The sequence below is a fragment of the Nonomuraea longispora genome (genome assembly GCF_004348345.1).
Taxonomy (GTDB): Bacteria; Actinomycetota; Actinomycetes; order Streptosporangiales; family Streptosporangiaceae; genus Nonomuraea; species Nonomuraea longispora.
In genome coordinates this window covers 1-12,466 of the sequence record NZ_SMJZ01000083.1, presented here as the reverse complement: position 1 = coordinate 12,466, position 12,466 = coordinate 1, and the positions used below count along the sequence as shown (strand labels likewise).

Annotated in this window: 10 protein-coding genes; 6 read left to right on the top strand and 4 right to left on the bottom strand. The window is 71.7% G+C overall.

Going from position 1 to position 12,466, the window contains the following annotated elements:
* Window positions 1-28 precede the first annotated feature (28 nt).
* Both E1267_RS21890 and E1267_RS21885 read left to right on the top strand, forming a co-directional pair.
* The gene (locus tag E1267_RS21890; protein ID WP_132334455.1) at window positions 29-1,402 is read left to right on the top strand and encodes an alanine/glycine:cation symporter family protein; all 1,374 of its coding nucleotides are present in this window, start codon (window positions 29-31) and stop codon (window positions 1,400-1,402) included.
* Between the two features lie 39 nt (window positions 1,403-1,441).
* Window positions 1,442-2,038: a DinB family protein gene (locus E1267_RS21885; protein WP_132334454.1), complete on the top strand. Its 597-nt coding sequence runs from the start codon at window positions 1,442-1,444 to the stop codon at window positions 2,036-2,038.
* Here the strand turns inward: E1267_RS21885 and E1267_RS21880 are convergent.
* Window positions 2,035-2,634, bottom strand: coding sequence for a TetR/AcrR family transcriptional regulator (locus tag E1267_RS21880; protein WP_132334453.1), 600 nt, complete (start codon window positions 2,632-2,634; stop codon window positions 2,035-2,037). The genes E1267_RS21885 and E1267_RS21880 overlap by 4 nt on opposite strands.
* A gap of 82 nt (window positions 2,635-2,716) precedes the next feature.
* On the opposite strand from E1267_RS21880, the gene E1267_RS21875 reads away from it, so the two are divergent.
* Together E1267_RS21875 and E1267_RS21870 are read left to right on the top strand one after the other, a co-directional pair.
* Complete coding sequence (locus E1267_RS21875; protein ID WP_132334452.1) at window positions 2,717-3,892, top strand: DUF418 domain-containing protein; 1,176 nt, start codon at window positions 2,717-2,719, stop codon at window positions 3,890-3,892.
* Window positions 3,893-4,089: 197 nt separating this feature from the next.
* Complete coding sequence (locus tag E1267_RS21870) at window positions 4,090-5,700, top strand: ABC-F family ATP-binding cassette domain-containing protein (protein WP_132334472.1); 1,611 nt, start codon at window positions 4,090-4,092, stop codon at window positions 5,698-5,700.
* A gap of 75 nt (window positions 5,701-5,775) precedes the next feature.
* Here the strand turns inward: E1267_RS21870 and E1267_RS21865 are convergent, their stop codons facing one another.
* Genes E1267_RS21865 through E1267_RS21855 form a run of 3 tightly spaced genes read right to left on the bottom strand, consistent with a single transcriptional unit; the run spans window position 5,776 to window position 10,110 of the window.
* Window positions 5,776-7,686, bottom strand: a complete 1,911-nt coding sequence (locus E1267_RS21865) for a hypothetical protein (RefSeq protein WP_132334451.1) — start codon at window positions 7,684-7,686, stop codon at window positions 5,776-5,778.
* Window positions 7,674-8,672, bottom strand: coding sequence for a hypothetical protein (locus E1267_RS21860; protein WP_132334450.1), 999 nt, complete (start codon window positions 8,670-8,672; stop codon window positions 7,674-7,676). The genes E1267_RS21865 and E1267_RS21860 overlap by 13 nt, the downstream gene beginning before the upstream one ends.
* A complete protein-coding gene (locus tag E1267_RS21855; RefSeq protein ID WP_132334449.1) occupies window positions 8,659-10,110 on the bottom strand; it encodes a hypothetical protein in 1,452 nt (483 codons plus the stop codon). The genes E1267_RS21860 and E1267_RS21855 overlap by 14 nt, the downstream gene beginning before the upstream one ends.
* Window positions 10,111-10,305: 195 nt before the next feature.
* On the opposite strand from E1267_RS21855, the gene E1267_RS21850 reads away from it, so the two are divergent.
* Both E1267_RS21850 and E1267_RS21845 read left to right on the top strand, forming a co-directional pair.
* Complete coding sequence (locus E1267_RS21850; RefSeq protein WP_132334448.1) at window positions 10,306-11,646, top strand: DUF4407 domain-containing protein; 1,341 nt, start codon at window positions 10,306-10,308, stop codon at window positions 11,644-11,646.
* A partial coding sequence (locus E1267_RS21845; protein ID WP_132334447.1) for a serine/threonine-protein kinase occupies window positions 11,636-12,466 on the top strand: 831 nt, incomplete at its 3' end. The genes E1267_RS21850 and E1267_RS21845, both read left to right, overlap by 11 nt.

The following is a 12,466-nucleotide window of genomic DNA, read 5'->3' as shown; positions in this document are numbered from 1 at the left end:
CTTCACGCGTGACCGTGAGGAGCATGGGGTGCAAGAGGTCCTGTCCGCGATCTCCGACTTCGTCTGGGGACCGTTCCTGCTGATCCCCCTGCTCCTGCTGACAGGCCTCTACCTCACGATCGTGCTGCGCGGCCTGCAGTTCCACAAACTCTTCTACGCCCTGTGGCTCGCGCTCATCCGGCGCAAGGAAGTCGGGGGCGTGGGCGACATCACCCACTACCAGGCCCTGTCGACGGCCCTGGCGGCCACCGTGGGCGTCGGCAACATCGCGGGCGTCGCCACGGCCATCCACCTCGGCGGCCCCGGTGCGGTGTTCTGGATGTGGGTGACCGGGCTGGTCGGCATGGCGACGAAATACTCCGAGGCGTTCCTCGGCGTGCGCTTCCGCCGTACCGACGCCAAGGGGGAGCAGAGCGGCGGCCCGATGTTCTACCTGACCTACGGGGTCGGCGGGAGGTTCGGCGCGATCCTGGGCGTGTTGTTCGCCGTCTTCGGCGCGATCGCGGCGTTCGGCATCGGCAACATGGTGCAGTCCAACAGCGTGGCGGACGCGGTCAACTCGCAGTGGGGTGTTCCCATGTGGCTGACCGGCGTCATCATCACGGTGCTCGCCGCGATCGTCATCCTGGGCGGCATCAAGAGCATCGGCGCGGTCACCAGCGCCTTCGTCCCCGTGATGATCGTCCTCTACATCATCGGCGCCATGTGGATCATCATCGCCAACGTCGGCAACCTGCCGGGGGCGCTGGCCCTGATCTTCACCGACGCCTTCACCGGCACCGCGGCCACCGGCGGGTTCGCCGGCGCGGGCATCCTGCTGGCCATCCGCTACGGCGTGGCCCGGGGCATCTTCTCCAACGAGTCGGGCCTCGGCACCGGCGGCATCGCCGCGGCGGCGGCCAAGACGAACGAGCCGGTGCGTCAGGCGCTCGTGTCGATGACCCAGACGTTCATCGACACCCTGGTCGTGGTCAGCATGACCGGCCTGGCCATCGTCGTCACCGGCGCCTGGACCAGCGGCGAGGACGGCGCCCCGCTGACCACCATGGCCTTCAGCCACGGTCTGCCCGGCCAGTGGGGCGGCATCGTCGTGACGATCGGCCTGGTCTTCTTCGCGTTCTCGACGCTGCTCGGCTGGGCCTACTACGGCGAGCGCTGCATGGACCGGCTCTTCGGCAGGGTGGCGGTGGTGCCGTACCGGTTGTTGTTCATCGCGCTGATCTTCGTCGGCACGGTGCTGGAGCTGCAGACCGTGTGGACGTTCTCCGACATCATGAACGGGCTCATGGCACTGCCCAACCTCATCGGCCTCCTCATCCTCTCCGGGCTCATCGTCCGCGAGACCCGCGCCTACTTCGACCGCCCCGACTGGGAGAAGGTGCCCGAGGTCGATCCGCGGTGACGGAGTGCGCGTCTCCGTGGCGCCTGTCAGGATGCACGCATGACCGATCTCGAACTGAAATCTGATTTGCGCCTCTACCTGCAGCGTGCGCGTGAGGCCCTGGTGTGGAAGCTCGACGGCCTGTCCGACTATGACGCACGCCGCCCATTGACGCCCACCGGCACCAACCTGCTGGGTGTGGTCAAGCACGTCGCCGGCACGGAGGCGGGTTATCTCGGCGACGTCTTCGACCGTCCGTTCCCCGAGCCGCTGCCGTGGATGTCGGAGGACGCCGAGCCCAACGCCGACATGTGGGCCACCGCCGACGAGTCGCGCGAGAACATCGTGGGCCTCTACCACCGGGTGTGGGCCCACTCCGACGCGACCATCGACGCGCTGGCGCTCGACGCGGTCGGCGCGGTGCCGTGGTGGGGGGAGAAGGGCCGCCGGGTGACGCTGCACCGGATCATCACCCACATGATCGTCGAGACCAACCGGCATGCCGGGCACGCCGACATCGTCCGTGAGCTGATCGACGGGGCCGCCGGGATGCAGCGGGGCAACGACAACCTGCCGCAGGGGGATCCGGCGTGGTGGGAGGCCTACCGGGCCAGGCTGGAGCAGGTGGCGCGCGAGGCCGGGCCGGCGATCGGCTAGGTGAGGCGATCGGCCAGTCCGATCGCCGGCAGTATCGCCTGGTCGACGATGTCGGCCAGGTCCGCGTCGGTGGGAGGCGCCCCGTCGAGCAACCGTTTGACGACGAGCGCCTCGCCGATGTCGGCCACCACCGGGGTGATGCGCGAGGCGGGGAAGTGGCCGCGCTCGGCGTAGTGCCGCAGCACCGTGCTGGTGAACGTGCCGCCCCGCTGGGCGAAGACCTGCTCGACCAACTCGTCGGAGACCTGCTCGATGCCCTTCGGGTCGGTGAGGATGGCGGCTACCGCCCGGCCGGCCGGGCTGAGCGTCCACTTGACCATGAGCTGGAGTGAGCGGATGAGGTCGCCGCGCAGGTCGTCGGCTCCGGGGGTCGGCTCCTCGACCGGGTGCGCGTGATAGAGGGCGTCGAGGAGCACCGCGATCGGATCCGGCCAGCGGCGGTAGAGCGTCGTGCGGGCGGTCGCCGCGCGCCTGCCGATGCCCTCCATGGTCAGCCGGCCGACCCCGACCTCCAGCACCTCTTCCAGCACCGCGGCGTGAATGGCGTTGATCAGCTCTTCGCCGCGCCGCCGTGTCCTGCGGTCGTTCTGGCTCATCGCCTTCCCTCTTTTGGCTACGTTGCTGTATCTTATCGCTCAGATAAGCTACAGTCGTGTACCTAAAGTCGAGGGGTCATCCATGTCCGTCTCCGCTCCGGCGCCCGTCCAGGGCGCCGTCCCGATCGCAGGGCGATCCCTCGCCCCTGACCTCGCACGGGGACTCATGCTGCTGCTCATCGCGGTGGCACACGCGCACATGTACCTGGCGGGCCACCCCACGGGTTTCCGTGGCTACGCCCTCGACGGAGGAGCCCTCGACCGGATCGTGGCCGGCGTGCAGATCCTCCTCGTCGACGGCCGCGCGCTGCCGATGTTCGCCGCCCTGTTCGGCTACGGCCTGGTCCAGCTGGCGGACCGGCGGCTGAGCGCCGGGACGAGCTGGCCCGAGGTGCGGCGCGTGCTCCGCCGCCGGAGCCTGTGGCTGCTGGCGTTCGGGTTCTGCCACGCGCTCCTGCTGTTCTTCGGCGACATCCTCGGCGCGTACGGGCTCGTCGGGCTGGTGCTCGTCGGCTTCCTCCGGCGCAGCGACCGTGCCCTGCTCTGGGGCGCGGGCGTAGCGGCCGTCCTGCACGTCGTCGTGCTGGCCCTGTTCGGGCTGCTCACCGTGACGGCCGAGAAGGGCGACACGCCCGCGGCCATGGCCGACCCGCTCATGGCGGCGGCGACGCGGATCATCGGCTGGGCCGGGATGACCCCCACCTACTTCGCCGTGAGCGTCGTACCGGCCTTCCTGCTCGGGATCTGGGCGGCCCGCCGCCGGCTGCTGGAGGAGCCCGAGCAGCACCGGGCGCTGCTGTCCCGGGTCGGCGCCGTCGGCGTGCTGATCGCCGTCGCCGGCGCCCTGCCGCTGACGCTGGCCGACACGCAACTCTGGAACGCCTCCGACGCGGCCGCCATCTCCGTGTACGCCCTGCACAGCGTCACGGGCATCGCCGGCGGACTCGCGTACGCCGCACTGGTCGGGCTCTTCGCCGCCGGCGGCGGGCGGCGTGCTGCCGGCGGCGTGACCAGGGCGCTCGCCGCCTGCGGCCAGTGGTCGCTCACGTGCTACCTGCTCCAGTCGGTGGTCTTCGTCACGCTCTTCACGCCGTACCTGGGCGGGCTCGCCACCCGCGCCGGCGACGCGGCCGCCTCCGGCATCGCCGTGCTGACCTGGGCCTCGACCGTGGCCCTCGCCGCCGTGCTGTCGCGTACGGGGCGGCGGGGTCCTGCGGAGACGGCGTTGCGGAGGCTGACCTACCGCCGCGCCCGCTGAGCGGCCGCCGTTATAGTGGACACGTGCAATATCTGTTCTTCCTCTGAGGATGACGACGCCGGCCGCCGTAGCCGACCCGGTTCTGCCCTGATCGACGGGCCCGGGCGCGGCCGGATCACTCCGTCGTCAGCTCTCGTCTCTCACCGGGCGTGCGTCTGCGCGCGAGCCCGGTCCTTGGAGGAAGCGTGTCCACCGCCATGTCCCTACCGGCTCGTGCGCGGGCCCATCTCAGCGCCACCGACGTGCGTATCGCCCGCGGTGGCAGGCCGGTCCTGACCGGCGTCAACCTCACCGTCTCTCCCGGAGACCGCCTGGGCGTGGTCGGCGAGAACGGCCGCGGCAAGACCACACTGCTGCACGTGCTCGCCGGCACCCTGACCCCCGACTCGGGCTCGGTCACCCGGGTCGGCACCGTCGGCGTCGCCGACCAGGAACTGCCCGCGGCCGACGACCGCACGGTCGGCGACCTGATCGACGTCGAGCTCGCGCAGGTGCGGGCCGTGCTGTGCGCGTTCGACGCGGCGACGCGCGCACTCGGGCAACAACGTCCGGGCGCCGAGCAGGACTACGCCGACGCGCTCGCCGACGCGGAGTCCTTCGGCGCGTGGGACGCCGACCGCCGCGTCGACGTCTCGCTCGCCGCGCTCGGCGCCGTCACCGACCGCGACCGCCCCCTGGCGGGCCTGTCCGTCGGGCAGCGCTACCGGATCCGGCTCGCCGGCCTGCTGGGCGCCGGGCACGACCTGCTGCTGCTTGACGAGCCGACCAACCACCTCGACGCGAGCGGGCTCGACCATCTGACCGCACGGCTGCGGGCGCACCCGGGCGGGGTCGTGCTGGTCAGCCACGACCGCGCGCTGCTCGCCGACGTCGTCACCACCGTGCTCGACCTCGACCCCACCAGCGACGGGCTGCCCCGTACGTACGGCGGCGGCTACGACGGCTACCGCGAGGGCCACCGCGCCGAACGGGAACGCTGGGAACTCGCCTACCGCGACCAGGAGAACGAGCGCCGGCGGCTCGCGCAGGACCTGTCGGCCGCCCAGAACCGCCTGGTCACCGGATGGCGGCCCGACAAGGGCACCGGCAAGCACACCCGAGCCACCCGCGCGCCCGCGCTGGTGCGGGCCGTGCACCGGCGGCGGGAGGCACTGGAGTCGCACGTGCTCGACGTACCCAAGCCGCCGCTGCGCTTCCAGCCGCCACGGCTGGAGGCGACGCCGGGCGTCACGCTGCTGCGGGCCGACGACGTCACGGTGGCCGGCCGGCTCGACACGCCCCGGTCGGTGCACCTGCGCGCCGGTGAGCGCCTCGTGGTGACCGGGCCCAACGGCTCGGGCAAGTCCACCCTGCTCGCCGTGCTCGCCGAGCGGCTGAAGCCCGACTCGGGGACCGTGCAGCGCAGAAGGGGCGCCCGGATCGGCCTGCTCGCCCAGGAGTCGCCGCCGCCGTCACGGCGCCGGGCCTTCGAGGTGTACGAGGCCGCGCTCGGCCGGCTCGTCAGCTCCGGCGTGCTGCGCGAGGGCGACCAGGTCGGGCTCACGCAGCTCGGGCTGTTGCCCTCCGAGGCCGCGCACCGGCCGGTGCACGAACTGTCGGTCGGCCAGCAACGCCGACTCGACCTGGCGATCCTGCTGGCCGCGCGGCCCCAGGTCATCCTGCTCGACGAGCCGACCAACCACCTGTCCATGGCGCTGGTCGACGAGCTGACGGAGGCGCTGTCCTCGACGGCCGCGGCGGTGGTGCTGGCCACCCACGACCGTCGGCTGCTCCGCGACACCGCCACCTGGCCGCGGCTGCGGATCTGACGCGACTCGCGCCGGTCGGGGCCACAACCCGCAGACCGCGGTCGTCCGGGCCACGGCTCGCAGGCCGCGGTGGAGTCAGGGCCACAACCACAGGGCGAGGGCGGCGACGACCATGACGACCGAGGCGGCGGCGAGGACCTTGCCGGGCGTGGAGGCCGGGCCCAGCCGGCGCAGTCCCGCGCTCCGGCGGTATCGCGCCGCCCGTCCGCCGCCGTCCCGCGAGAACATCCGGTCGATGCCGGCCCTGACGTCGTCGGCGACGGGGCTCCCGGTCAGGCTCAGCTCGCGCATGGTGCCGCCCGCCATGGTCTGGAGCAGCGCCGGGGCCGTTCCCGGCGCGCACAGGGTCATCATCGCGAGCAGGAACGTCCTGGGAGGGCTGTCCAGGTCGGCAAGGATCTCCTTGATGTCGGCCCCCGTCAGGTCGCGGCGATGGCCCACCTGGAGCACCTCGCGGTAACGGAGCACGCTCTCTTCGGCCGCGTGCACGGAACTGATCGCCTCGATGAGGTAGCGGTGCCGCGCCAGCGCGTACCTGACGGCCTCCATGCCGCGCGGGTCGCTGGGCAGCGCGCGGCGGTCCGCCTCGTCGAGCACGATCTCCAGCACCTTGCGGTTGCGGGACCGTACGGCGACGTCGCACAGCTCGTCCTCCGACATGGTGGCGAGCACTGTGTGAAGGTGCTCGGGGCCCCGCAGGTGCGCGATGAGCAACCTGCCCGAGGGAGCGCTCGACGGCAGCAGCCTGCCCATCGCGGCGAGCACCGCCGCGGGCGGAGCGGCGCCAGGCCGGTGCGGGACGCCCAGATCGACCAGCATCTCCTCGACGTCGACCGCCCGCATCCGCGCCGCGTACAGCAGCCGCAGCAGGACCTCGAAGAAGTCGCACAGGACGGCAGAAGCGCCCAGCCTCTCCGGCGGGCGGATCGGGTTCGCCCTGACGAACACGCGGTAGGTCCTGCGGTCCTGGTCGGTCACCCGGCCGCGAGCCCGCTCCGCCAGCAGCGTGGTGAGCTCGCCGAGCCGCCGTTCGTCGGCGTTCGCGATGCTCTCGCGGCACTGGCGCAGCAACTGCTCCACCGACGGTCGCGGCGGGTGGACGGCGGACCGCCCGCCGCGGGCCCACACCTCGCCGCGCAGCAGCCTGGTCGCCGCCGCGCGGTGCGACGCGTCGCCGAAGTCGCCCGGCTCCACCAGCGTGCCGAGCCAGCCCACCAGGTCGCCGAGGTCGTCCCCCTGGTAACGCTCGAGCTCCTTCTCGTAGGCCAGCGCCTCCGACGGGTACGACGCCGGCCGTTCGTCCGACTCCCACGGCAGCTCCCACGTGCCGTGCGTGGGCGGCACCTCGGCGAACGAGAGCCGGATCCGGTGCAGGGAAGCGCTGTTGGTCCAGGTGGAGACCGCCAGCGTGTGGCGGAACCCGTACGGGAGCAGCGCGGCCACGGCGTCCAGGAAGTCGAGCCGGCGGTCCGGCGACAGGTGGCCGGCCCGCACCACGCAGACGGGCCGGCCGGTGAGCAGGAGCGCCGCCGCCCGCCGCGCCGTGGGGTTCACCTGCGCCGCGAGACGGCGTTCGTCGTAGGCCGCCGGGGAGAGCAGGAACGGCGCGTCGCCGGAGAAGTCCTGGCCGGCCAGCGCTTCGTACAGGGCGCGGTAGGACACCCTGCTCCCCCCCGCGACGAGGTCGGCCCAGCGCACGCAGACGTAGTACGTCATCGCGTACGGGCGGTGGAAGCCGTCCTGGGAGTCGGGCTCCCTCTGCAGCGACAGCCCCAGCCACGGCTCGCCGCCGGGGCCGGCGGTGAAGTAGCTGGTCGCCACGCGGGGCAGGGCCTTCGGCTCCATGGTGCCGGAAGTGAACGCCTTGAGCCACATGCCGAACTCCGCGTTGGTGATCGCCCCCGTGCTGCAGCGGATCACGCCGTAGTCGTCCAGGCTCTCCGGCGTCTTGCCGAGGATGGCCCAGTGGGCGGTCAGCCGTTCCATGGCCTGTTCCTGATCGCGCCCGGCCTGAGCATGCTGCCGAGCCAGATCACGGGCTCCATGACGTTCATCGGGCGGATGGCGCCCCTGATCGTCAGTCCGCCGCCCGCGTTGTCGATGACGTTGAGGAAGTCGTCGGGGTCGAAGCGGCCGAGTTCCTCGTCGATGAACAGGCCGACCGACGACGTCACGAAGTATCGGATGCGGTCCTTGTGGAAGAACGCCTCGATCAGGTCGAGGATCGTCTCCGTGTTGTGGTCGTAGGACTCCTGGCACAGCAGCCGGAAGAAGTCGCGCACGCGGTCGGGCGGCACCTGGGGGATGCGCAGCTCGTCGCCGGGGTCCCGCTCGGTGAACCCCTCCTCCATCGCGATCCTCAACACCCGGGGGTCGTCGTACTTGGTGATGCAGACCGCGATGTAGTGGGGCAGCTTGCCGTCCTCGTACTCGTCGCCGACGAGCATCCGGCCGGCGACCTCGTGCAGGGCGGCGTCGAGGTGTTTGAAGGCGTCGCCCACGCGGGCCTCACGGTCGGGGTCGAACATGTAGAGCAGCCCGCGGCTCTTGACGAGGCTGGTGATCAGGGCCTGTTTGTCGATGTTCGACTCCGACTCGGCGTACAGGTCGCCGCGCAGGTCGAGGAAGTCGAGCTTGATCTTCGGGGCCTTGGCCGGGAGGGCCGTCCACGGCCACCACCAGCGCCGGCGTGTCTCCGGGGGCCCGATGATCATCCAGCTGTAGTAGGTGAGGGCCTCCGTGGGCGCGGGGAACGTACGCGCCTGCAGCAGGGTGTTGCGTAGTTTGGCCAGTTCGGTCCGGGACACCGGGTTCTCCCCGATGAGCCGCCACCCGGCGTCGCGGGACTTGTTCAGGGCGATGCTCAGCGCCGCGAGGAAGGCGGTCTTGCCGCTGCCCGAGGCGCCCCACATTGCGATGTCCGGCTCGCGCCCGCGCTCGGGATCGCCGGGAGCGGAGTCAGTTTCGGCCACCGCTGTCCTCACTCTGGGAGACGAAGGGAAGGGAGAGCGCCTTTGCGGGCTCGGACACCAGGCCGAGCCGGAACGCGAGCTCTTCCGCGTTGACGGCGTCCACCCGGAACACCGCGGTAGAGCCGAGCCGGTGCCAGGGCGACGTGGGCGCGGCGGGCGGGTGGTCGCAGATGACCGCGCTCCTGAGGTCGTGGCGCTGCTCCATCTCGCGCAGCAGCGCCAGCCAGTCGTAGCGCTGGGGGCAGGCCGGCACCCGGTCGAGGCCGGACCGCGGCGGGTGCGGGGGTCGCGCCCCGATGGTGAGCAGCGCCGTGCGGGTGTTCGCGGGCTGCCTGAGCAGGCGGGTGCTCACCTCGGCCAGCATGTCCTCCAGCTGGGCGGCGTGCGGGTAGGTCGGCGTGGTGGGCCGCAGGGATTCGAGGGCGGCGCGCGCCTGGCCCGTGGACGCCGACCAGACGGCGAAGGCCGGGCGGCTGCGGTCGGCGCGCCGGGTGCCGTACACGTGGGTGCCGTACCCGACGACCGACACCTGGAGCTGCTGGGGGTCGGGGCGGCGTTCGGCGAGGACGTCGATGACGTAGCCGGCCCAGTGGCAGCGGGCCTCGAACTCCTCCCTCGTGCCCGCCGTCTCGATGGCGCACACCAGGTGCCCCGGTCCGGGCGCGGGCTGCAGCCGGGCCGGCAGCGTGGTCACGACCTCCTCCCACGTACGGGTGTCCGGCTGGAGGCCTGGAATTTCGGGAAAGCGGACCAGCCCGGGGCGCTCCAGCACCGCCCTGAGCACGTGCCGCCCCGGCGGCAGGGGCGCGTGGTGGGCCGACACCAGCTCGGAGGGCTGGAGCGGCCCCGACCATGCGGACACCGCGAGCAACATGCCGCCCGCGTCGGTGCACGTCACGGCCACCGTGGTCGCGTCGCCGGGCCTCGCGCCGGCGCCGAAGAGCCGCCGGCCCACGAGCTCCAGCCTGCCGTCCTGCGCGCGTTCCCTGGCCACGATCAGGTCGTACGTCTGCCGCAGGGGCGCCTCGGCGGCCAGTTCGCCGAGCAGCTCCCCGACCTTCGCCCCGGGCGCCTCGACGAGGCGGGCCGACGGCCGCCACCGCCGCAGCGCGCGCAGCGCCGCCTGCTGCTCGTCCCCGTCCGCGATGCGTGCTATCAGCACGGGGTCGGCCTCGTCGGCGGAGATCAGATCCCTGGCGATCCTGTGCACCGCGTCCACGACCTCCTCGCCGGAGACGGTCAGGGTGGACCACTTGGCGGAGGCCCTGCGCGTGTGGCGGGTGGCGCCCACCTCGTCGGCACGGACCTCGAAGACGCGGATGCCGGCGGCGTCGATCTCCACGACGGCCAGCCGTTCCCTGAACGATGCGATCAGCTCGGCGAGCTCGCCCCGCAATCCGCCCTCCGCGGGCTCTGCGGGCTTCGCGAAATGGTGCAAGTATCTCCCCGCTCGTCCAAGATCCTAGCTTTTGTACGATTTATGGTGATTTGAGGCGACCTGGTAAGCGAGGTCGTGGTGAGTCGACATTTATCCTCTTGTTATAAATCATGATTGCCGGTTGTTTATGGTAGTCAGTGGATTACTCACGGGATAGGTTGTGCCGCGTCCTGTCCCTTTCCCCCGGGGTGGCGTGTGATCGGTAGATGGTTGATCGTCCTGTCGGGTGCCCGACCGGAAGTGCTGGACAAGTGCCAGGGAGAGCGCGCCAGGTTCCACGGCATGGGTGGCGCCATCCTGACCACGGCCTGCGTCGCCGCCATCTCCATGACGTTCGCGCTCGCCTCGGCGCTCAAGGTGTTCGCGCCGCTCGCCGTCCTGATCGGCCTCGTCTGGGGCGTCGCCATCCTGAGCCTCGACCGGTGGCTCGTCACGTCCCTGCCCGCCCAGGGCGGACGGCGCTTCTGGCTGGCGCTGCCCCGGGTGGCCCTCGCGCTGCTGCTGGGCGCCGTCATCTCCACGCCGCTGGTCCTGCAGATCTTCAAGCCCGAGATCGACGCCGAGATCGTCGACATCCAGCAGGAGCGGACCGACGCCTTCACCCGCGCGCAGCAGGGAGGCGAGACCGGCCGGCGCATCGCCGAGCTGGACAAGTCGGCCACGGCCCTCGAAGCCGTGATCGCCTCGCGCGGTGAGAGCCCGCTCGACCCGGCCGACGACCCCCGGATCAAGGAGCTGACCAAGTCGCGCGCTGAGGCCGTCAAGCAGCGCGACAAGTTCTACCAGGAATGGCAGTGCCAGCTGTACATCGGTCCGCCCAAGTGCGCGAAGAAAGGGCAGGGCCCTCTCGCGAAGGCGGCGGAGGAGGCGTACGCCGGGGCTCGCGACCGGGCCAGAGACCTCGACCGGCAGATCGAGCGGCGCAGGCAGCAACTCGGCGACACCCAGAGGGACGGCAAGGCGAGCAGGCTGGCCCAGGCGGAGCAGGACCTGCGCGGCGTACAGGCCGAGCTGGTCAAACTGACCGGCCAGCAGGCCGCGCTGAGGGACAACTTCAGTGACGAGATGAGCGGATCCGACGGCCTGATGTTGCGACTGGAGGCGCTCAGCAGGGTGGCGCGCGACAACGCCACCCTCAGCGCGGCCAGGCTCCTGCTGTTCCTGTTCATCCTGCTCATCGAGTGCCTGCCGATCATCGTCAAGCTGATGCAGCGGCCCGGCAGTTACGACACCATCGTGGCGGCTCTGGAGAGAAAAGAGGTCAACGCCGTCATCGACGAGATCAACGAGGCCGACCGGCGGCTCGCGCGCGGCGCCGCCGGGCGGGACGGCCCGACCCGGCCGTACACCGCCGACGAGCCGCCTCCCGACCCCTACCACGACACCGGCACCCCGTTCCCGCCGCCGCGGCACGAGCACCACGAGACCAGGAGCTTCGAGGACGAGGCGCTGCGCAACCTCAGGGACAACCGCGCCTCGCGGACGGCCGCGACCGGCGGGCGGGGGGAGTACGCCGGGCTGAACGATGATTGGTGAGCGCGTCGCCGGCCGGTTCGTCATCGAGGCGCGACTGGGCAGCGGCGGCATGGGCTGGGTCTGGCGCGGCCGTGACTGCAAGCTCGACCGCGTCGTGGCGCTCAAGCAGGTGCGCGCGGACATCGGGCGCCTGCCCGAGCTCAAGGCGCGGGCCGTACGCGAGGCGCGGGCCCTGGCCAGGATCGACCACCCCGGCATCGTCCGCGTTCACGACGTGATCGACGCCCCCGACGGGCCGTGGATCGTGATGGACCACGTCCAGGGCACGGTGCTCGGCACGCTCATCGAGCGGGCGCCGCTGTCCGAGCCCGCCGTGGTGCGCATCGGCGCCCAGGCGCTCGACGCGCTCGCTGCCGCGCACGCCGAAGGGGTGCTTCACCGTGACGTGAAGCCGGACAACATCCTCATCACCGCTTCCAGTTCGGTCGTCCTCGTCGACTTCGGCATCGCCACCATCGAAGGGCACGACCGCATCACCGTGCTCGGCCACGTGGTCGGCACCCCCGACTTCATCGCCCCCGAGCGCATCCGCGGTGAGCCGGTAGGCCCGGCGGCCGACCTGTGGTCGCTCGGAGCCACCCTCTACACGGCCCTGGAGGGGCACCCGCCGTTCCACAAGAGCACCGAGGAGGCGACCAGGTTCGCGATCCTCACCGCGCCTCCGGCCCCGATGACCCGGGCGGTCCGGCTCAAACCCACTCTCAACCGGCTGCTCGCCAAGAGCCCGGCCAACCGGATGACCGCGGACGAACTGGCACGGCATCTCGAAGAGGCCGCCGGGGGCGGGCCTGCCGCCCGCCCACGAAGACCGCCTCCCGAC

Excerpts from the sequence above, each read along its gene's own strand:
- E1267_RS21885 (WP_132334454.1), top strand. The coding sequence starts at position 1,442 with ATGACCGATCTCGAACTGAAATCTGATTTGCGCCTCTACCTGCAGCGT.
- E1267_RS21880 (WP_132334453.1), bottom strand. The coding sequence starts at position 2,634 with ATGAGCCAGAACGACCGCAGGACACGGCGGCGCGGCGAAGAGCTGATC.
- E1267_RS21875 (WP_132334452.1), top strand. The coding sequence starts at position 2,717 with ATGTCCGTCTCCGCTCCGGCGCCCGTCCAGGGCGCCGTCCCGATCGCA.
- E1267_RS21870 (WP_132334472.1), top strand. The coding sequence starts at position 4,090 with ATGTCCCTACCGGCTCGTGCGCGGGCCCATCTCAGCGCCACCGACGTG.
- E1267_RS21865 (WP_132334451.1), bottom strand. The coding sequence starts at position 7,686 with ATGGAACGGCTGACCGCCCACTGGGCCATCCTCGGCAAGACGCCGGAG.